Annotated in this window: 16 protein-coding genes; 8 read left to right on the top strand and 8 right to left on the bottom strand. The window is 46.8% G+C overall.

Annotated features, from left to right (window positions below; all coding sequences use genetic code 11):
- Positions 1–93 precede the first annotated feature (93 nt).
- Positions 94–447: a cytochrome c3 family protein gene (locus K5Q92_RS19540; protein WP_220770556.1), complete on the bottom strand. Its 354-nt coding sequence runs from the start codon at positions 445–447 to the stop codon at positions 94–96.
- Between the two features lie 28 nt (positions 448–475).
- On the bottom strand, positions 476–1,996 hold the full coding sequence (locus tag K5Q92_RS19535) for a flavocytochrome c (protein WP_220770555.1): 1,521 nt from the start codon (positions 1,994–1,996) through the stop codon (positions 476–478).
- A 490-nt stretch (positions 1,997–2,486) separates the two neighbouring features.
- On the opposite strand from K5Q92_RS19535, the gene K5Q92_RS19530 reads away from it, so the two are divergent.
- Positions 2,487–3,419 carry a LysR family transcriptional regulator gene (locus tag K5Q92_RS19530; protein WP_220770554.1) on the top strand — a complete coding sequence of 311 codons (933 nt, stop codon included), beginning with the start codon at positions 2,487–2,489 and terminating at the stop codon, positions 3,417–3,419.
- 722 nt (positions 3,420–4,141) lie between these two features.
- Here K5Q92_RS19530 and K5Q92_RS19525 read toward each other — a convergent pair.
- A complete protein-coding gene (locus K5Q92_RS19525; RefSeq protein ID WP_220770553.1) occupies positions 4,142–5,122 on the bottom strand; it encodes an MDR family oxidoreductase in 981 nt (326 codons plus the stop codon).
- 247 nt (positions 5,123–5,369) lie between these two features.
- Between K5Q92_RS19525 and K5Q92_RS19520 the strand changes: the two genes are divergently transcribed.
- The 5 genes from K5Q92_RS19520 (at position 5,370) to K5Q92_RS19500 (ending at position 10,216) form a co-directional block, all read left to right on the top strand.
- Complete coding sequence (locus tag K5Q92_RS19520) at positions 5,370–6,890, top strand: aldehyde dehydrogenase family protein (RefSeq protein ID WP_220770552.1); 1,521 nt, start codon at positions 5,370–5,372, stop codon at positions 6,888–6,890.
- Positions 6,891–7,106: 216 nt separating this feature from the next.
- Positions 7,107–8,660 carry a YjjI family glycine radical enzyme gene (locus K5Q92_RS19515; protein ID WP_220770551.1) on the top strand — a complete coding sequence of 518 codons (1,554 nt, stop codon included), beginning with the start codon at positions 7,107–7,109 and terminating at the stop codon, positions 8,658–8,660.
- A 29-nt stretch (positions 8,661–8,689) separates the two neighbouring features.
- On the top strand, positions 8,690–9,565 hold the full coding sequence (locus K5Q92_RS19510; RefSeq protein ID WP_220770550.1) for a YjjW family glycine radical enzyme activase: 876 nt from the start codon (positions 8,690–8,692) through the stop codon (positions 9,563–9,565).
- A 50-nt stretch (positions 9,566–9,615) separates the two neighbouring features.
- Positions 9,616–9,804 carry a hypothetical protein gene (locus K5Q92_RS19505; protein ID WP_220770549.1) on the top strand — a complete coding sequence of 63 codons (189 nt, stop codon included), beginning with the start codon at positions 9,616–9,618 and terminating at the stop codon, positions 9,802–9,804.
- Positions 9,805–9,922: 118 nt separating this feature from the next.
- On the top strand, positions 9,923–10,216 hold the full coding sequence (locus K5Q92_RS19500; protein ID WP_220770548.1) for a hypothetical protein: 294 nt from the start codon (positions 9,923–9,925) through the stop codon (positions 10,214–10,216).
- Positions 10,217–11,065: 849 nt separating this feature from the next.
- Here the strand turns inward: K5Q92_RS19500 and K5Q92_RS19495 are convergent.
- Positions 11,066–11,998 (bottom strand): LysR family transcriptional regulator, encoded by a 933-nt coding sequence (locus K5Q92_RS19495; RefSeq protein ID WP_220770547.1) that lies wholly within the window; start codon positions 11,996–11,998, stop codon positions 11,066–11,068.
- A 268-nt stretch (positions 11,999–12,266) separates the two neighbouring features.
- Between K5Q92_RS19495 and trmL the strand changes: the two genes are divergently transcribed.
- Positions 12,267–12,728 (top strand): tRNA (uridine(34)/cytosine(34)/5-carboxymethylaminomethyluridine(34)-2'-O)-methyltransferase TrmL, encoded by a 462-nt coding sequence (gene trmL / locus K5Q92_RS19490; protein WP_012157137.1) that lies wholly within the window; start codon positions 12,267–12,269, stop codon positions 12,726–12,728.
- Positions 12,729–12,905: 177 nt separating this feature from the next.
- Here trmL and K5Q92_RS19485 read toward each other — a convergent pair whose 3' ends face one another.
- The 3 genes from K5Q92_RS19485 to K5Q92_RS19475 form a co-directional block, all read right to left on the bottom strand.
- Positions 12,906–15,257 carry a YadA C-terminal domain-containing protein gene (locus K5Q92_RS19485; protein ID WP_220770546.1) on the bottom strand — a complete coding sequence of 784 codons (2,352 nt, stop codon included), beginning with the start codon at positions 15,255–15,257 and terminating at the stop codon, positions 12,906–12,908.
- Between the two features lie 295 nt (positions 15,258–15,552).
- Positions 15,553–17,019, bottom strand: a complete 1,467-nt coding sequence (locus tag K5Q92_RS19480) for a pitrilysin family protein (RefSeq protein ID WP_220770545.1) — start codon at positions 17,017–17,019, stop codon at positions 15,553–15,555.
- Positions 17,016–18,347 (bottom strand): pitrilysin family protein, encoded by a 1,332-nt coding sequence (locus tag K5Q92_RS19475; protein ID WP_220770544.1) that lies wholly within the window; start codon positions 18,345–18,347, stop codon positions 17,016–17,018. The genes K5Q92_RS19480 and K5Q92_RS19475 overlap by 4 nt, the downstream gene beginning before the upstream one ends.
- 274 nt (positions 18,348–18,621) lie before the next feature.
- Between K5Q92_RS19475 and K5Q92_RS19470 the strand changes: the two genes are divergently transcribed.
- On the top strand, positions 18,622–19,290 hold the full coding sequence (locus K5Q92_RS19470; RefSeq protein ID WP_220770543.1) for a PilZ domain-containing protein: 669 nt from the start codon (positions 18,622–18,624) through the stop codon (positions 19,288–19,290).
- Between the two features lie 13 nt (positions 19,291–19,303).
- Here K5Q92_RS19470 and K5Q92_RS19465 read toward each other — a convergent pair whose 3' ends face one another.
- Positions 19,304–20,275, bottom strand: a complete 972-nt coding sequence (locus K5Q92_RS19465; protein WP_259649642.1) for a hypothetical protein — start codon at positions 20,273–20,275, stop codon at positions 19,304–19,306.
- Position 20,276: the final 1 nt, after the last annotated feature.

Genomic DNA, 20,276 nt, shown 5'->3' with positions numbered 1-20,276 from the left:
ATGCAGGGAAAAAAGGCCATAACTTAATTATGGCCCGCACTCATTATTTAGTGTGGTTGAGATGAAACCACACTAAATATAATTGAGTTAATGTTACTTCTTAAACTTATCAAACTTAAACGTATGACAGTTGCTACATAGTGGTTGCTTAGTACCATGTTCGCTATGACATTCTTGGCAAGGAAGCTCTTTGCCATAGTGCAAGTTGTTATGTGGATTCTGCCACTTATCTTCTTCACTACGTGCAGTTTGCTCTGCTAAGTCATCAACATCATGACATTGTAAACAAGCCTGATCCGATGGGAATTGCTTAATGCCATTGTCATGACATGTTTTACAATCTTTTCCGATCACTTCTTTATGGTGGTCACGTATTTCTACAGCTTGTGCTGATAAGGTTAGTAGGCAACCCAAGGTTAGCGCTAATACCGCTTTTAATTTACTCATCGCTCATTCCTCTTATTATCTGGCAAATTTAGGCTTTCATGACACTACGTGCAGCTGTCATACCCATCACCATGCATTCAGGAATAGAGCAACTACCTAAACGGCTCACACCATGAATACCACCACACACCTCGCCTGCCGCATATAGCCCAGGAATTGACTGACCCGTGAAGCTATCCTTAACTTCGGCCTTAGTGTTGACTTGCACACCACCTTGGCAATAGTGCACCTTTGGCCATAAGCGAACCACGGTAAATGGTGCTTGAATGTACTTGTCTTTAGCCTTGGTCATGTTCTTGCCAAACTGTTTATCATCACCAGTCTTAACGTACTCGTTGTACTCAGCAATTTGTGCTTTAAGCGGTTCTAATGGCACATCAAAATGTTTAGCCAACTCTTCAACAGAATCGAACTTCCAACCCACGTTGTACTTGATCACTTTCTTGGTATTTGGATGCTTCTTAGAATCCTTGTAGCTAGTGATCAAGATAGGTGGCAATGCGTTACCTTTCTCGTCGCGGCAAGCAAGTTCAGCATCGGCACGAGTCTTACGGTCAGCAATTTCATTCATGAAACGCTTACCCGTTAAACGATTAACTGCCATTGAATGCGGGAAATTGTAGATTGAGTAGTTAGACACATAACCAAAACCACCTTCATCTGGCGACGCCCAAGGACCAGACTGGATGTGTGCTAAATGCACTGGAATAGCGCCGAGACGGAACATCTCGTACATACCTTCACCTGTCGCACCGGGTGCGTTAGTGCAACCGACTTCAGATGTCAGTGTCGGATCTTGCGCCATGCGCAAATCAACATTTTGCGCGAAACCACCTGTAGCCATAATCACGCCACGCTTAGCGCGGATGTTAATAACATCGCCAGGTTGATCTTCACCGAAGTGATAGTTCTGACGCATTTTCACGCCAACCACTTCGCCTTTATCACCCACTAAGAAGCCTTCGAACTTAGCACGGTTATGGGTATGAACGCCTAACTTACGACACTCTTGTAACAAAGGCTGAGTGATACCCGCACCACAGCTCACTGTGGTTTGGTAGGTACGCGCCACTGAGTGACCACCTAACTGCTGTAGATAAGGGTGGTATTCAGAACCCGCATCTAATGTCATCTGCAGTGCTTCAACCGCATGCTCGGCAACATGACGAAGTAACGCTTCGTCAGCAATACCACGACCTGACTTCAGCTGATCGTTAACCATACGCTCAACAGAATCTTTAACGCCTTCTTGCTTCTGCATCGGCGTACCAGGTGCTGCAAATAGGCCACCATTGATTGCAGAGTTTCCGCCAAAATACGACATCTTCTCAAAGATATGTACGTCTTTTGCGCCTTTACGCGTGGCTTCAATCGCCGCCGCCAATCCCGCAAAACCCGAACCGATAATTAGGACTTCAACTTCTTTGTCCCATTTTACGCCATCCGCTTTCTCAGATACGGCCAGTGCTGGTGCAGCCATCGCGACACCTGCTGCAGCTCCGAATCCTTTAATGAAATTACGGCGTCCTAGCAGATCTTTATTGCTCATCTGTCATCACCCTATTAGTTTTATTAGACGCAATAATCATAGGGCTGGAATGAGTTCCAAAACGGGAGTTAAACAAAGGTTTCCAAGAAACAATAAAATAACATCCGCAAACTCAAAGCTAGATCCAATGTTTGAATTTTTTACTACTTTAGGAGTATTTTGGAATCGATTCCAAACGCTGACAGATAGCAAACTATCAATCAACAATCGCAATACACATCTGACTTAGCACTGTTTTATTTGATTTACTCGATTAGCCAGATAGCACAAACTAGGCGACACAGAAGGCCCTTTTTCGGAACAGAGCCAAAAAAGTTAACCTATTGTAACAAATAGGCTATTTAACAAACTCGCCACTAACCGCCCTTGTTAAAATATTCTTGGATAATATTTTCGGCCTACAGACTTCTATGCCATCATTATGTGAGTAAGCTTAAATAAGTCTCATTAAAGCAGCGAATAACGCTGATGTTGCTAAGCCAAGGATTTTATGGAATTAGAAGAGATCTACCGCCAAGATCTAAGCCTGTTGATCGCTCTACAGATCTTGGTCGAAGAGCGTAGCGTCACCCAAGCGGCTAAGCGTTTACACCTCAGCCAATCTGCCACCAGCCGCATTCTCGCGCGCCTTAGGGAGATGCTCGACGATCCGCTATTTTCTCGTGTTGGTCAGCAACTCGTGCCAACTTCGTTTGCATTAGAGTGCTATCAACAGTTACGCCAACCCACAGGACAACTGATTGAGTTGCTCACCCCTAAAGCCTTTGTGCCTGAAGAGTGTCAGCAGCAATTTTCTATCGCGGTGACCGATTATGCTATGCAGGCGTTAATCCCTTTTATTCTGCCTAGTATTTATCAACAAGCACCACAAATCCGACTTGAGATTGTGCCCGTACAACAGAAAGAATTACAGGCGCAGCTCAGCGTAAAAGGCGCAGATATGGCTATCTGCCGCGCCATTGGCCAAACCGGAAATTTACAGCAGACCTTTCTCGGCAAGGTGGGAGTCAGCTGCTTACTGTCACCTAACCATCCGCTGGCTAATAGCGATATCACTCTAGAAGATTATTTGCACTACCCTCATGCAACGATTGCGATTAGCGATGGAGTAAAGGCATTGCTCGATGATGCGATTAGCCAATACCCACCGCGCACTGAGCTATTGAGAACCCCGCACTTAGATACAGCGCTAGCACTGTTATCGGTTAACCCACTGATTATTACTCTACCGGAAGGGATGGCTGAAATGGCTGCTCAGCGACATAAACTGAAAGTGAAGCCACTGCCATTTAAGCTGCAAAGTCTAGACTACAACCTGTTCTGGCATTCGCGCTGCGATCAAGATAAGGCACAGAAGTGGCTGCGTGAAGAGATAGCAAATGCGATCAAAGAGTTACTGTCACAGACGCCGCAAAATCTTTAATAAAGAAGGTACTAAAAGAAGGAACTAGGTTCTATTAAAAGAAGGACCTAGATTCTAGGACGCTGCGCTTCTAGGACGGGCTACGCCCTGCTAGGAACAGCAAAGACCAAAAGCACACCCTTGCCGTTTCTTAGCTCTTTCTTAGCTTTTCCGGCTTTTCCGGCTTTTCCGTCTTGGCTTTCCCTAGGGCCTAGTACCTTTCTCAGCTTTTCCTAGATCCTAGGACGCTGCGCTTCTAGGACGGGCTGCGCCCTGCTAGGAACAGCAAAGGCAAAAAGCACACCCTTGCCGCTTCTTAGCTCTTTCTTAGCTTTTCCGGCTTTTCCGGCTTTTCCGGCTTTTCCGGCTTTTCCGTCTTGGCTTACCCTAGATCTTAGAGCGCTGCGCTTCTAGGACGGGCTGCGCCCTGCTAGGAACAGCAAAGACCAAAAGCACACCCTTGCCGTTTCTTAGCTCTTTCTTAGCTTTTCCGGCTTTTCCGGCTTTTCCGGCTTTTCCGTCTTGGCTTACCCTAGATCTTAGAGCGCTGCGCTTCTAGGACGGGCTGCGCCCTGCTAGGAAAAGCAAAGACCAAAAGCACACCCTTGCCGCTTCTTAGCTCTTTCTTAGCTTTTCCGTCTTGGCTTTCCCTAGGATCTTTCTTAGCCTTTCCTAGGCTCTTTCTTTTCCGTAAGCGCAGCGTTCCGTAAAACCGTAGGCCGTTCGTCTTAGCTTTACCCTGCTTATAACTGAACTAACACGCGACCTGTCACTTGGCCTTTGATAATGCGCTGTGCAAATTCAGGCACCTGCTCTAGCGAAATAGTCTCGCAAGCATCTTCGAAGTAGCTAGCAGGTAACAAGTTAAGTATTGCTTCCCACGCCGCTTGACGCTTCTCAAATGGGCAAGCAACCGAGTCAACACCCAGAAGGTTCACACCACGTAAGATAAAAGGCATGACAGTAGTTGGTAGTGCAAAGCCCCCCGCCAAACCACAGATAGCAGCCGCGCCGCCGTAATTCATCTGTGCTAGAGCCGTAGCCAATACCTTGTTACCTACGGTATCAACCACACCAGCCCAACGCTGCTTTTCAAGTGGGCGGGCATCGACTTCAAGCTCGCTACGGTCAATCACTTCGCTAGCACCAAGCTTAGTTAGCAAGGCGCCATTTTGTTCGACACGGCCCGTGCTTGCCACAACGCGATAACGTAACTGCGCCAGCAAGGTCACCGCAACACTACCTACGCCACCACTAGCGCCAGTCACTAAAATCTCACCGTCTTCAGGCTTAATCCCTGCATTTTGCAATGCTTGTACGCACAACATAGCCGTTAAACCTGCGGTGCCAATTTGCATCGCCTTAGCCGCATCACAGTGGGCTGGCATTGGAACTAACCAGTCGGCTTTAACACGGGCTCTTTGAGCTAGACCGCCCCAATGATTCTCACCAACGCCCCAACCGGTAAGGATAACCTTATCACCCGCCTTATAACGCTCATCGCTTGACTCAAGCACAGTACCCGCAAAATCGATGCCTGGCACCATAGGGAAGTTACGAATAATTTTGCCGACACCGGTAACCGCTAAACCATCTTTGTAATTCAGTGATGAACATGAAACATCTACTAAGACTTCACCTTCAGGCAGATCCGCCTCAGTGATTTGGCGAATATTCGCCAGCGTTTTCTTTTCTTCTTGGGTCAAAACAAGTGCGTTAAACATGACAAGTTCCTATTTAAACTGATGAGAGAAGCATAGGCCATAAACATCTATGAATGAAGTGCATATTTTGCATAGAAACAATGCACAGTATTCATAATTAAAATTCCATCAAAATCAATACAGGCTTTTACTCCAAAATAATCAAACACCTCAACAATATGCTACTCGACCTTCTTCCTATACCCCTATGGCAATTTTATCTACTACACTGAATTGTCGCATAAAAAACAGACAAGGAATTGTGAGCATGATCTATAACAAACCAGGAACACCCAACGCCATTATCAACTTCAAACCTCAGTACCAAAATTTCATTGGCGGTAGATGGACTAAACCCGTTAATGAGCTTTACTTTGACAACACTTCCCCCATAGATGGCCAAGTGTTCTGTCAGGTGCCACGCTCAGGCTTGGCCGATATTGAGCTGGCACTCGATGCAGCCCATGAGGCTAAAGAAAGTTGGGGCAAAACCTCGGTGACAGAGCGCGCTAACATACTGCTAAAGATCGCCGATCGCATCGAGCAAAATATCGAGCCGCTAGCGATTGCCGAGAGTTGGGATAACGGTAAAGCCGTACGGGAGACCTTAGCCGCAGATCTACCGCTAGTTGTCGACCACTTCCGCTATTTTGCTGGCTGTATCCGCGCCCAAGAGGGCAGCGCCGCCGATATCGATGCCAATACCGTCAGTTACCATTTCCCAGAACCCTTAGGTGTCGTCGGCCAGATCATCCCATGGAACTTCCCCCTACTAATGGCTGCTTGGAAAATTGCCCCAGCGATGGCTGCAGGCAATTGCATCGTGCTTAAGCCAGCCGAGCAGACTCCGGCCTCAATTCTGGTGCTACTCGAACTTATCGAAGACCTACTACCAAAAGGCGTTCTCAACGTGGTTAATGGCTTTGGCACCGAGGCTGGCCAAGCCCTAGCCACCAGCAAACGTATTGCTAAGCTAGCCTTTACCGGCTCCACCGAAATCGGTCATCATATTTTAAAGTGCGCGGCCGAGTCGTTAATTCCGTCAACCGTCGAACTTGGCGGCAAGTCACCCAATATTTACTTTGCCGATGTAATGGATCACGAAGATGAATATCTAGATAAAGCGGTAGAGGGCATGCTGCTGGCCTTCTTCAACCAAGGTGAGGTCTGTACCTGTCCATCCCGAGCACTCATTCACGAGTCTATCTACGACAAGTTTATCGCTAAGGTTATTGAGCGCTGTAAAACCATTAAACAGGGCAACCCACTCGATACCGATACTCAGGTTGGTGCGCAGGCCTCTCAAGAGCAGTTCGATAAGATCTTAAGTTACTTAGACATAGGTAAAGATGAGGGTGCTGAGGTACTGATTGGCGGTAACATATGCAAGCTTGATGGTGAACAGAGCCAAGGTTTTTACATTACACCGACCATCTTAAAGGGCACTAACAAGATGCGCATCTTCCAAGAGGAGATCTTCGGCCCGGTGATCTCAGTTACCACGTTTAAGGATGAAGCTGAGGCCTTGGCCATTGCCAACGATACCGAATACGGTCTAGGCGCTGGCGTATGGACCCGTGATATGAACAAAGCACAGCGCATGGGTCGCGGTATACAAGCAGGACGAGTATGGATTAACTGCTATCACGCCTACCCTGCCCACGCTGCATTTGGTGGCTACAAGAAGTCAGGCATTGGCCGTGAAACCCACAAGATGATGCTAGATCATTATCAAAACACTAAGAATCTACTGATCAGCTACGATGCTAATCCACTCGGCTTCTTCTAACCCGATTTAGCGCTATAACCACTATGCAGGCTGGCGACGCCCATCGCCGGCCTGCTATCTTTTCCATCAATCCCGTTCGCTAGCTCAATTTCAAAATAAGTTGTTAACCTCAACCATGGATTTCCAAATTAGAAATCATGACTTATCGGCTTTTCACTATAAGAATGTTTCTGTGGCACCTTAAAATATACCCATAAAAATTAGTGGATATCGCCCATGACCGTTGTAAATAGATTCGCTCAGATCACTCAAGACCCTCAGCTTTCACCAAAGCAAAAATCGAATTTGTTAGCCATAGAGGCAGAAGCAAGCCTGCCCTATATGGCCATCTCCGATGCCGTTGCGGCTGCTAAAAATAGCGGCATTATCTGTGATATGTTTGAAGGTAACGCACCATTCAAACCTAGATATGTACTGCCTGATTACGCTAAATTCCTGAAGAATGGCTCAGAGTACTTAGAACTGAGCCCGGCGCAAGACTTAGATGAAGCGCTAAACGCCCTGACCATCATCTATCACCATGTGCCATCGGTCACCAATATTCCTGTTTATCTCGGTCAGCTTGACGATATTCTACTGCCGTTCTGCCAAGGGCTAGAGGCTGAAGCTATTTACCGCAAAATAAAGCTATTCTGGATCATGCTCGACCGCACCTTGCCGGATGCCTTTATGCACGTCAATATTGGCCCGAGTGACAACATCGTGTGTCGCACCATTTTACGTGTCGACGCCGAGCTAAAGCAGATAGCCCCCAACCTGACTTTTATGTACGACCCCGCAGTGACCCCTGACGAGCTACTGCAAATTGCTGCCAGCAATATTTGTGAATGCAGTAAACCACATATTGCTAACTACCCATTGCACGCTAATAGTTTCGATGACAAAGGCTTTGGTATTGTCAGTTGTTATAACTCGCTTCCCCTAGCTGGCGGCGCTAACACTTTAGTTAGGCTGAACCTAAAAGAGGTAGCATTAAAAGCCAGCAGTGTAGGTGACTTCTTTAGCCGAGTATTGCCACACTATTGCCAATTAACCTATGAGTTAATCGAAGCACGCGCCAAGTTTTTACATGAAGAGTCCAATTTCTTTAATAGCTTTTTGGTCACTGAAGGCTTGATTGAAGAGTCACGCTTTGCGCCAATGTTCGGCATCTATGGCATGGCTGAAGCCGTCAATATCTTGCAAGGATCACCTGAGTTCAACGAAGAGAGCATCGACAAACCGAGCAGCCATTATGGCCATAATTCGGCGGCCAATGAGCTAGGACATAAGATCTCCAAAGCCTTAGATGCCATCGTAAAATCAACGCCTGTAAAATATGGTTACAACGGCCTAGCCTTACTGCACTCTCAAGGCGGTATTAGTATAGATAAAGATGTCACTCCGGGCGTGCGCATTCCCTACGGCACCGAGCCAAATCCGATTGCCCATATTCAAGCATTGGCCGAGCATCACCAGTATTACACCTCTGGCATTAGCGACATTCTCACTATCGATGAGACGGTAAAAACCAATCCACAAGCCATGATGCAGCTGTGTAAAGGTGCGTTAAGCCTAGGTTTTCGTGAGTTTACCGCTAACGTTGCCTCTAATGATCTGGTTCGCGTGACTGGTTACATGATGAAACTGTCAGATATCGCCAGCTTTAAAGCGAAAGGATCACGTACCAACACTACATGGCTAGGTGCAGAAGCCGCGCAAAACACCAAGATTTTACAGCGCCAACCACGGGTTGTTGCCCATGAGCACACACCGGCATATAGCAAGTAATACCTATACCTAAGCAAGTAGAGCAAAAGATGGGCAGAGTCGCGACAGTTAACCAAATTATCCCCTTTTCTTGTGTCGATGGTCCAGGCAGTCGTCTGGTCATCTTCCTCCAAGGATGTAATTTCAACTGCAAAAATTGTCATAACCCGTACACCATAGATATGTGTGACAATTGCGGCGATTGCGTGGCCACCTGCCCTGTTGGTGCCCTAAGTTTAATCATAGAGCAAGAAAAACCTAAGGTAGTCTGGGACAGCGAGCTATGCACCCAGTGCGACACCTGTTTAGCCACTTGCCCTAGGCAATCTAGCCCTAAGACTCGCCAATACACCGTGCCACAAATGCTGGAGCTTATTCGCAAGCAAGTGCACTTTATTAATGGCATTACAGTCAGTGGTGGCGAAGCCACCCTGCAGCTGCCGTTTATTATCGAGCTGTTTAAGGCCATTAAAACCAGCACAGATTTAGCCCATTTAAGCTGCATGATAGATAGTAATGGTTACGTTTCTGAAGGCGGCTGGCAGCAAGTGATGCCTTACCTAGATGGTGCGATGATCGACCTCAAGTCCTGGCAACAGCACACCCATCGTTATATTACAGGCCGTGATAATCACCGAGTGTTCAGCAGTTTAAAGCTACTCGCTGCAGAGGGTAAGCTATACGAAATACGCCTACTGTATATTCCGAAAATCAGTGATATCGACAGTGAGGTCAACGCCATAGCAGGTTATTTAAACCAGCTCCCAGCTAGCGTTAGGGTGAAGCTCAACGCGTTTCAACATCATGGTGTGACAGGCGAAGCCCGCCAGTGGGACACTTGCAGTGAAGAGCAGATGCTGGAGTTAGCAGCACGGCTAGCTGAACGTGGGGTTGGGAATTTGGTGTTACCCAATGTTTATTTGTAGGCTTTGAGCTAAGCCTACTTATGTAGCTTTAGAGCTAAAGCGGAGAACCTTTGAGTTGTTCGTTATTTGCATCCATGAAGCAGCTTCCAGCATCAGTGGTTCCAATGGCCTGCGGCCAGCGTATATGCAGACACTGCCGTGACACGCTGCGAGTCCATCCATGGAAGCTCGGCCATGACGTCCATGTCATGGACGGTCACGGCCGTATCTACACTGAATTAGAAAAGCGACAACTTTAGCTCATGTCGTATATTTCTAGTCGGTAAAATCTAAAGCGGTGAACCTTTGGGTTCTTCATCACTTGAATCTTCGAGCCAACCTCCAGCATTGATGGTTCCAATGGCTTGCAGCCGGCGTATGTGCAGACGCTGCCGTGACACGCTACAAGTCCATCCATGGAAGCTCGGCCATGACGTCCATGTCATGGACGGTCACGGCCGCATCTACACTGGGGTAGAAAAGTGCACAACTGACACTATCGAGTGCTCAATAGAAAGCTCAAACTTCTCGCAATGCTCACAGGGAACACCAATTCCCCATCGGAGTTGCCGAAATACGCAGATAACTCTTTGCTCTCAAGATTGCCGTAGAGCCATCATGGATGATGGTTCAGGCTCGGGGGGGACATGGATGTCCCATCTGAGCCGTTAGGCGATTTTTATTGGAGTATGAGGATCAACAACTTCGTTAGGGGCGTCATGGTGGATGCAAGGAGGATAGGACGAGCAGTCCTCCTTGCCCGGGTGTGGGAGGGAATCCCACGACTTTAGTTGTTAGACGAAGTCTAACTGTAAAAAGCAGGCGTAGCCTGATAGGCGGCAAAGCCACGATGTAAACTGTTAGACAAGATCTAACCATCAACCAAAACGTAAAGCAAAAAAAAGCATCCCTGAGGGATGCTTTTTTGTTTTACTGCCTAACATGAATGCAGACTTGTTAGGCTTTTCAAAGTTACCCGAGGGTAGCTCAATGGGTATCCGATAATGTACGCAAGAGTCGGATTGAAAAGTAGTCCGGTCGAAGCTTCTAATAGCAATGCCTCAGCTCTGTCGAATCCGGCCCAGCCAGCAAAACTAGCTAATGTCGAACTCCCAGTCGATTGAGTCTTCGCTATATCAATGAACTCTCCGACCTAAACCGCTGAGTTCAAATTAGCAATAAAACGTGACCAATGTCAAACTTTTATTTATTTGAGTTTAAATACTGCTCAACCAGGACTTTCATAGAGTTAATTCTGTTAGTAGACATAAAAGAAGCCCAAAAGAAGAGTTTTTCACTGCCAATTGCGTAGCTGACTGGCCGTTACGCCTTCAAACCTTTAGCACTGAAGCTAAATGTTTTAACTATGTAAGCAAAGACCTTATAGCTTACTTTCAGCATCGTATGCAGCTAACTGATGGCCAAAAGGGGAAAGTTGTTGTTCCCTTCTTGCCCATGTGTGAACTGGAAGCTCTCGACCTTTATCAAGCGCAGCTTGATTGCTTAAAAATCAGAATTTACTTACTCGAATTCAACCCGAGTAAACTCCACCAACTGTTGATGCAACCACCGTAAAGCAGGATCATTCATACTTTGCTTATGCCACACCAAACTATAAGCCACCTCCCCATAATCGAGCGGCATCGCCTTTGTCACTAACCCTTTCGCCTGAAAAGCAGTTTCCGCCCAACGCCGCGAACAGGTAAACAGCAGCTCACTGTGATGACACAACAACGCAGCACTACCAAAGTCAGCTACCGAAATGGGGACCGCGCGATTGCGCGACTGCTGGGCTAACTGCATCTCAAAAAATGGGGTATTTAGGTCTGAGTCACTAATGCTGATATGGCTATAACTCAAGTAATCATGGATAGATATCTGCGCATGATCCGCCAGCGGATGATCTGGGTTCATCAGGCACACCATCTCGTCATTGAGCAAGGTCTCCCACACCAACTCTTGTCGGGAGATAGGTGGCTGACTTCTATCATGGGGCAGCAAGATAAAGTCCAAACTGCCTTTAATTAGCCCATCAAAACCAACACTGTCTTTAGCAAAAATATCTAAACGGATATTGGGCGCTTGTGTCAGTACGTGAGCCATTAACTTACCCGCTAATAGCTCGAAGGTGCTCTCACGCATCGCCAATGAAAAACGCCCCTTGTAGTCTGCGGGGTTAAATGCCTCTTGGGTTACCAACTGGTTCATATCATTGATGATTTGATGCACGCTGGGGCCTAGCCTGCGAGCTAATGGTGTAGCCACCAGCTTGTTACCGTGACGATAAAATAGCTCATCGTCGAGACTCAGCCTCAATTGACTCAGGGTTTTACTCACCGATGACGGACTTAAACATAAACGTTCGGCACTAGCGGTCACGCTCAAGGTATCGAGCATCACATGTAGAGTGATCAGATGCTTCATGCTGATCCGAGAAAGTTTAGCGAGATCCATAAGTCTGCCTAAGAGAGCCGTCTATTCGTAAACGGGAATATAGTCATAAACGGGAGTAATAGTCGTAAACAGGAATATAGACGCAAATCCCTTTGCGGTATATTGCTAAGCCCGATATTCACGATCGTCATCGCATATCCCAGCTCCTTCTTCAGCCTGTAGCCTTCTGCTAGCCTTTGCTGTTGCTACACAATGCCAATAACATGAGTTTTCCGTGTTGGAATTTTTGCCGTATAATCTCGGCTCACCAATTTTTAGGCAGGCCAGCATGTTCCATATCGCGCTTTACGAACCCGAAATCGCCCCAAATACCGGTAATATCATCCGCTTGATCGCTAACAACGGCTGCAAGCTGCATCTGATTGAGCCATTAGGCTTTGATTTAGAGGACAAAAAATTACGCCGCGCTGGTTTGGACTATGCCGATTTAGCCAATGTCACCCACCATAAAAACTTTGAGGCCTTCCTTGAAGCCATGGCTGGTAAACGCATCATGGCCTGTACCACTAAGGGGAGCCGCCCACACTCAGAGCTGACCTTTAAGCAAGACGATGTGTTACTATTTGGCCCTGAAAGTCGCGGCCTACCTGCCGATATCATCGACTCTATTCCTACTGAGCAGCGCCTGCGTATTCCTATGATGTCCACCAGCCGCAGCCTGAACCTGTCGAATGCCGTTGCCATTATCAGCTACGAAGCTTGGCGTCAGTTAGATTACGCCGGTATGTAAGCAGGCTCGTATTCGAGCATAAATGTGTCAGACATAACGCCAAAAGCTGCCCGTTCATGGGCTTATAAATCATAAAAAAAGCCGCGATAGTCGCGGCTTTTTTGTGTATATCTTTTCTCAAATAAATGTAAACCTAGATCCATTAGGTTCGCCATCCTTGGCAAGGGTTCTTAAACTCTAGAACTCATAACCCACAGCAACGTTACCTTGAACATCACCGCGGCTACCTGCCGACTTAGAGATCCCCGCGCGGATAACGACTGCGTCAGTTGCACGGTAGCCCATACCAATGGCGACCGCCTTCTTGTCACTGGCAAAACCTAAACCCACACCCACTTGCACTTTACCGACACCGTATGGCTGAGGTAGACCAGATAATGCGTTAGTCATAGCGGCATTTTCATTCATGTAATCTTGGAAACCATCGATACGGTTTTCAAGTGCTTCTATCTTCTTGGTGTTTTCCTCAATAGCCTTAGTGTTGGCATCGATGCGGCCATCTAAACGCGCCACTTGAGCTGCACCATCACCACGAATAGCGCGGTCCTGCTTATTAAGCGTGTCAAAAAACTCTTTCAATGCGGCATCGGTATCTACCTTTGATACCGCATCAGCAATTACCTTCTCGGCAACCTTAGCTACTTCTGCTTCAACAGCTTTTGCTGTGTCAGCGTCGATCTCAACATTACTCACCGCATCTTCTATCGCCTTATTGGCTGCGTTATTAGCAATTTGCTTAGCTTCAGCACGAGCCGCTTTCAGATCAGCATCAGTAATCGCTGCACCACCACTATTTTTAGCTTCTTCGATAGCTGCTGCGTTATCTGCAATGCGTTGACGGTTCTCACCGATATGCTCATAGTTTTGGCGAGCTTGGTTTTGAACAACGACCATCGCTTGCTGAGTTTCTTTAAAGTCCACATCCAGCTTATTGAACTTGCCATCCACATACTCCTGACCTTTTTCCGCCAAGTCTTTATAGGCGTGCTCACCTTTTGCTAAGGCATCTTCGTAAGCCGCTTGGCCATCTTCACGGATCTGACTGTCGTCATAACCCTTTTCAGCAACTTCATCAATACGCTTATCAAGGCGAGCGGCTTCGTCAGCCCCCGAGTTGGCAAGATGATTCATACGTGAATCAACACCTTTGCTCAAGCCACTTAATGCCTGCTCTGCATCTTTACGGATTGTAGAGTCATCAAAAGAGATATCATCAATGCGCTTATCAAGGCGAGCCGCTTCATCTGCACCAGAGTTAGCAAGATGGTTCATACGTGAATCAACCCCTTTACTCAGGCCGCTTAATGCCTGCTCAGCATCTTTACGAATAGCGTTATTCATTCTTGCACGTTCAATTTCGCCCGTACGTTGGGCACCATTAACAACCGACTCGAGCTTAGCGACTTCACGTTCACCATCGGCACGCAGAGAGTCATAAGCGACCTTACCTTTATCAGCTAAAACTTCATGTTCTAGTTTTAGATCGGTAATCGCATGGAAGTTCTGGCTCACTCCCTTAAACAAATTATCTACATCTTTATCAACGTGAGCTGCATACTCTGATGCTTCTCGTCTTAGTTGAGTATCGTCATAACCATCGCGATTAATTCTATCGATACGCTTATCGAGACGCGCTGCTTCATCTGCACCTGAGGTATAAGCTGAATTTAAGCGAGCATCTACATCAGTAGATAGATCCTGCATGCGGCTCTGCACCGAGCTATCTAAACTTTGTAGGCGAGTGTTAACGAACTCACGGCCTTCAGAACGAAGCTCAGCATCGTCAAACTTGTCAGTATTGATAGCATCGATACGCTTATCAAGGCGAGCGGCTTCATCTGCACCTGAGGTATAAGCTGAATTTAAGCGAGCATCTACATCAGTAGATAGATCCTGCATGCGGCTCTGCACCGAGCTATCTAAACTTTGTAGGCGAGTGTTAACGAACTCACGGCCTTCAGAACGAAGCTCAGCATCGTCAAACTTGTCAGTATTGATAGCATCGATACGCTTATCAAGGCGAGCGGCTTCATCTGCACCTGAGGTATAAGCTGAATTTAAGCGAGTATCTACATCAGTAGATAGATCCTGCATGCGGCTCTGCACTGAGCTATCTAAACTTTGTAGGCGAGTGTTAACGAACTCTCGGCCTTCAGAACGAAGCTCAGCATCGTCATAGCCATTGCTTGCAACTTCATCTATACGCTTTTCTAGGCGAGCCGCCTCCATCTCACCTGACTTATGTAAGTTATTCGTTACCGACTCAAGGTTAATTAGCGACTCTTGGTGGCTCTCAACGATGTCTGACATCGCTTCGAAGTTGCTATTGATTTGATTAATGTCGTTGCGACTTTGAGTTGCCTCATACTCAAGCTTCATAATATCTTGATCTTGGCGATGTGTGACATCGTAAATGAAGTCGATATCAGCTTTATTTTCTTTAACTTGGTGCTCAATTGAGCTTGCGGCATTGGCAAAGTTAATAGACAGAACAGATAAAACAGACAAAGCGATGATTGATTTTTTCACAGTAAAATACCCTAGTTGGTGTTAATTCCTGTGGAGCATTTTGGGTATTCGTCGATTACTAAACATCACTAAGAGAATTAAGAAACTTAGTATTAAAAACCAGCACTAATAGAAAGTTTCCACCTTTTTCACTGGCAAGCTTAACTTTGACGGTTTTAAACTAAGGTTGGAATTGCAGACACAAAGCCAAAAGCTATCCATCCGTGGGCTTTTGGCATAAGTGTTCCAGACACAAAAAAGCCGCGATAGTCGCGGCTTTTGCTGTTTACACTCATGAGTTATGTTCGAGAGGAGCTTAACCGCCAAACCCGACTTCGGTGATATCTACCTTCTTGACCTTGCCATACTCCTTGGCAATCGGCGCTATCTTGGCCGCATTCCCTATGATGACAAACTGTAGATTTTCTTTCGGGAAGTAAGTATCGATTAAACGCTTAGACTCCTCTAGCGTTAAACCATCCACCTTTGCCTGAAACTCGTTGATAAAGGCATCATCGAAACCGTACAGATACATATCCGTCATCAAGCCTGCAAGCTGGCTGCTAGTCTCATACTTAGGCGGGAACTGACCTTTTACATAGGCTTTGGCCGAGTCCAAGGTGGCTTGGTCTAAGCCTTGCTGCCACAACCTCGCATAGGTCTTGAGTGCAAGGTCGATGGTTTCCTTAGTGGTTGCGGTCTTAGTAAAAGTACTGATCTTAAAGGTACCTGCGGCAGAGTAGGCACTAAAGCCTGAGCGCGCCCCATAAGTCAGGCCCGCATTGACGCGTAACTCATCATTTAACCATGAGGTAAAGCGGCCACCTAATATGGTATTAACCACGGTAAGCCCTACAAAATCGGGATTATCACGGCTGATCCCCATGCCACCGATCAGGAAAGTGGTCTCGATGGCATCCCCCTTATCCACCAGCAACACTTCACTGTTATCAAACCTAGGCAGGCCTTTTGACAGGTCGACTAGCGATACCGGCTCAGAGTCTTGCCAATCTGCAAACAAACTTTCCAACTTGGCCTGCATCTTTGCAGGCTCAAAGTCGCCCACAACACTGATGGCCGTGTTTGATGGCTGATAGTAGCTCTTATGAAAGGCCCGAAGCTGTGCAATGGTCAACTCGGCTAACGAATCGCTGTTACCCGATGTAGCATTACCGTATGGATGCTCACCAAAAACCAGCTTATCGAAGTAACGGCTGATCACCGCTCGCGGACTCTCTTTCGATTGCGATAAACCAGCAATTTCTCGCTGACGCAACTTATCAAACTCTTTGGTATCGAAGTCTGGCGACAGCAACATATTTTTGATTAGCGGCAGCATCTTGTCGGCATCTTTCGCCATAAAGTTAGCGCTAATATAGCTGCCCTCTTTACCAGCACCGCTGCTTAGACTGGCTCCTAAGAAATCCACCTCTTGCTCTATCTCAAGCTTACTCTTGCCGCCAGCACCTAGCATCAAACCTGCTGCGGTCATCTCTGCTACACCTGAAGTGGTGTCGTTGACGGCTCCCGCTCGCACTATAGCGTCCACAGTGATGAGTGGCACTTCACGCTGGGGCATCATATACACGGTTAAACCGTTAGAAAGAGTTACCTTTTGATAGGCTGGCACGCTAAAACTGCCGGTATCCACTGTATTGCTACTCTCGGTATTAGCGGCACACCCCGTTAAGGCTAACGTACCCGCAACGGCCATTGCTGTGATTAATTTCTTCGATTGCAGCAGGGCTTTCGAGGCGCTTAAGGTTGAATTACACTTTCTCATTGGTCAGCCTCCTCGGTTGCAGCCAGCACGGCAACGGTGCGATTTGCACGTTTCAGGTAAGTTTGCGCCACACGCTGAATATCTTCAGGCGTTACCTTGTTATAGGCCTCTGGTGCGTTAAACAGCTTGTCATAACTGCCGAAAAATAACTCATAAGTGCCTATGGTATTGGCCTTACCGTTAATGGTTTCCATGGCGCGATAAAAGCCCATTAGCTTGATATTTTTGACCTTTTCAAGCTCCTCGGCCGTTACACCGTCACGGGCAATGCGGTTGATCTCACTGATCATCGCATCTTCTAGCTCCGGCGCAGTCACTCCTGGATTAGCAACCCCCATGACATAAAATAGATTAGGGTCGAAAGACATCGGCATATAGGTATCGACTTCGATAGCGACTTGCTTATCGACTAAGCCTTGATACATGCGCGAGCTGTTGCCCGTGGTCATGATGGATGACAATAGATCTAGGGCATAATAGTCGGCATTTGAGGTCGCAGGAATATGGTAGCCTAGCATGACATTAGGAGTACTTACCGATGCCTTCTGCACGAAGACGCGGCGCTCACCCTTTTGTAGCGGCTCGACAGTTTTCACCTCTCGCGGTGGTGCCTGTGCAGGAATAGGCGCAAAGTATTTATCGGCTAACTGCTTCACTTCGGCCAATTTCACATCGCCAGCTATCACCACTACCGCGTTGTTTGGCGCGTAATAGGTCTTGTGGTATTGGGTTAAGTCTTCTAACGTCCAAGCGGCAATATCTGATTCGTGGCCGATGACCGACCAACTATAAGGGTGCGCTCTGAACGCGGCACCTTTAAGCTCTTCTTGCAACACACGCCAGTTAGAGTTTTCTAGCCCGGTCAAACGTTCTGAGGCTACTACGCCACGCTCACTTTCGACCATCTTCTCATTGATATCTAAATTCTCGATACGATCGGCTTCAAGATCAAAAATAGTTTCTAGTGCACTTGCAGGGAACCAGTCGGTATAGACGGTTAAGTTCTCCGTGGTATAGGCGTTGTTTGCCCCACCAGCCGCTTCCATGGTGCGGTCAAACATCTTAGGGCCATATTTCTTCGAACCGTTAAACATCATGTGTTCAAAGAAGTGCGAGATCCCAGTGATCCCCGGCACCTCATTGCGTGAGCCTACCTTCCAAAAAAGGTACATATTGGCGTTAGGTATTGAACTGTCTTCCAATACCATAATCTTCATGCCGTTATCCAAAGTGAAACTCTGGATATCTTTGGCCTGCGTTGCTTGTACCATTGGCGTTGCTAGTAGCAGGCCAATAGACAGTACCAACGCCTTAGTGTAGCGCTTCATTATTCGCTCCTTGTTTAAGCACCCTCGCCATCAAGAAGATGGCGGAATGTCATTCCTCAATTTTGACTCTGAACTGGTGTGATTAGCTGTGCGCGATCATTGACCACAATAAAATCAGTTAACATCAAAAAGCAATTTGTCATGAAAATCAAATGAACAACGACAAACATTTGTAACCTCTGGTTACTCTGACATAAACCCAGTTGCATGCTAACTTTAACTACGCTTATATATCATTTCGCTTAGAGCCTATTTCATGGACTAAAGGATACTTATGTCATCAGAGAAGGATTTCAACACGTTAGATAATCTCACCTGCAATACAGAGGTGCACCTACAACTACTAACGCCGACAAGTAACATACGCCTGCGTAGTCGCTTAATTGGTGTTGATCCCGGGCGTGCGGTGATCTTAGCCCATGGCAATGACAAGGCTTGGCGGGGGGCGAGTGCATTTATTACGGACAAGCAAAGCGTGATAGTTAGAGTCGTCAGTAGCGATGAGCAAGATGCCAATATCTTAGCGTTTAGAAGCAATATTCACCAAGTCATCTCTATTGTGGGGCGTTGGCTTGTTATACGCTACCCCAAAGAGCTACAAACCGTCTCTTTAAGGCAGCACTCACGCATCCCAATCAATATCAGCGCCAACTTAATAAGGATAGACTCTGATGAGATCCTCTCGACAGGCTACCTAAGGGATATCTCTATTAAGGGGGGCGCCTTTGTCAGCGAGGCGCTAGCTAGTGCTAATATCGATAGTCAGTATCGACTTAAGATGAACTTCGATGGCAAGGAAAAGAGCATAGCTATTACCATTAAAAACCAGCAAGAGCTCGATTCCTCTTCAAGACTCGCTCAATATGGATTTACCCTCGATGCCGACCCAGAACATAATGAGCGCTTGGTGCAGCAGATCATCTTACTGCACCTAAACCAGTAACCCTAGCTATCGCTTACTGAGCTAAAAAAACCTGCTCTATCTTATGTAGCAATTCTGGCGACTTAAGCTCGACCTCTCCCGTCATCAGGAAGGAGAAGTTCTCTGCGATGATCTCTTCGGGGTGGATAATATAGTTAGTATTGCGACCAATCTGCTTAAAGAAGCCTTTAAATTCAGATACCTTTACAATTTGTGCATTATCAGGATCATAAGCTGTCATATTAGGCTTCTCGTCACTGCCGATAACCACGAACATAAACTCGAGGTAATCAAAAAACTCTCCGCCTCGCTCTAAGCTGTATTGCTTATCCTCTGAGTACAGAATCGGCACCACCCAGACCATTTTCCCCTGATAGCTGACCCTAATAGCAAAGTCATTAATCGGTGCATCTGGATTAGTTATTTTTTGCTTAGCAATTGATGCTGGAAAAGGAATTTCCCCAACAGGGTAAAACCCAATTGCTTGATAAAGCTTTCGCTTCATTTCAGGGTTAAAACGGGAATAGACATGTAATAGTTCATGGGCGATTAAGCTGGGTAATCTTGACACATTAGCAAGCTGCTTCTGCTGCAGCACGATAGCTTGACCACGTGTATAAGCGGCGCCGCCCTCCTCTAGCCCAGTCGTCTTAATAAACTCAATCGGCTCAGGTAACACCACTTTCAATGATTTCAACTTAGGTTGAAGCTGCGCAAATGCTTGCTTCACGGCGCTGCGCTCTTGGGGCGTCCAGTTTAAGGTCTGCTCGCCAACAAAGCTTAGATACTCACTCTTAGTCGGGCTACCTTCTCGCTTCATCCGTGAGGCCATATCAAATTGGCTTATCCCACGCACGAAATCATCCTCTTGAGTCAGTACTTCGGCAGCATCCTCTTTATTCAAGAAGCTAATCGCCTTATGGTTTGCGGCCATAGCGGCGCTCGGTAGCGCCAGGCTTAAACAGATCCACAGCGAATAGATAGATGTCCATCTTGCTATTTTCATG

Origin of the sequence: Shewanella sp. MBTL60-007 (genome assembly GCF_019654915.1) — a bacterium.
Classification (GTDB): Bacteria; Pseudomonadota; Gammaproteobacteria; order Enterobacterales; family Shewanellaceae; genus Shewanella.
The sequence above is the reverse complement of the archived record's forward strand: the minus strand, read 5'-3'. Positions and strand labels throughout refer to the sequence as shown.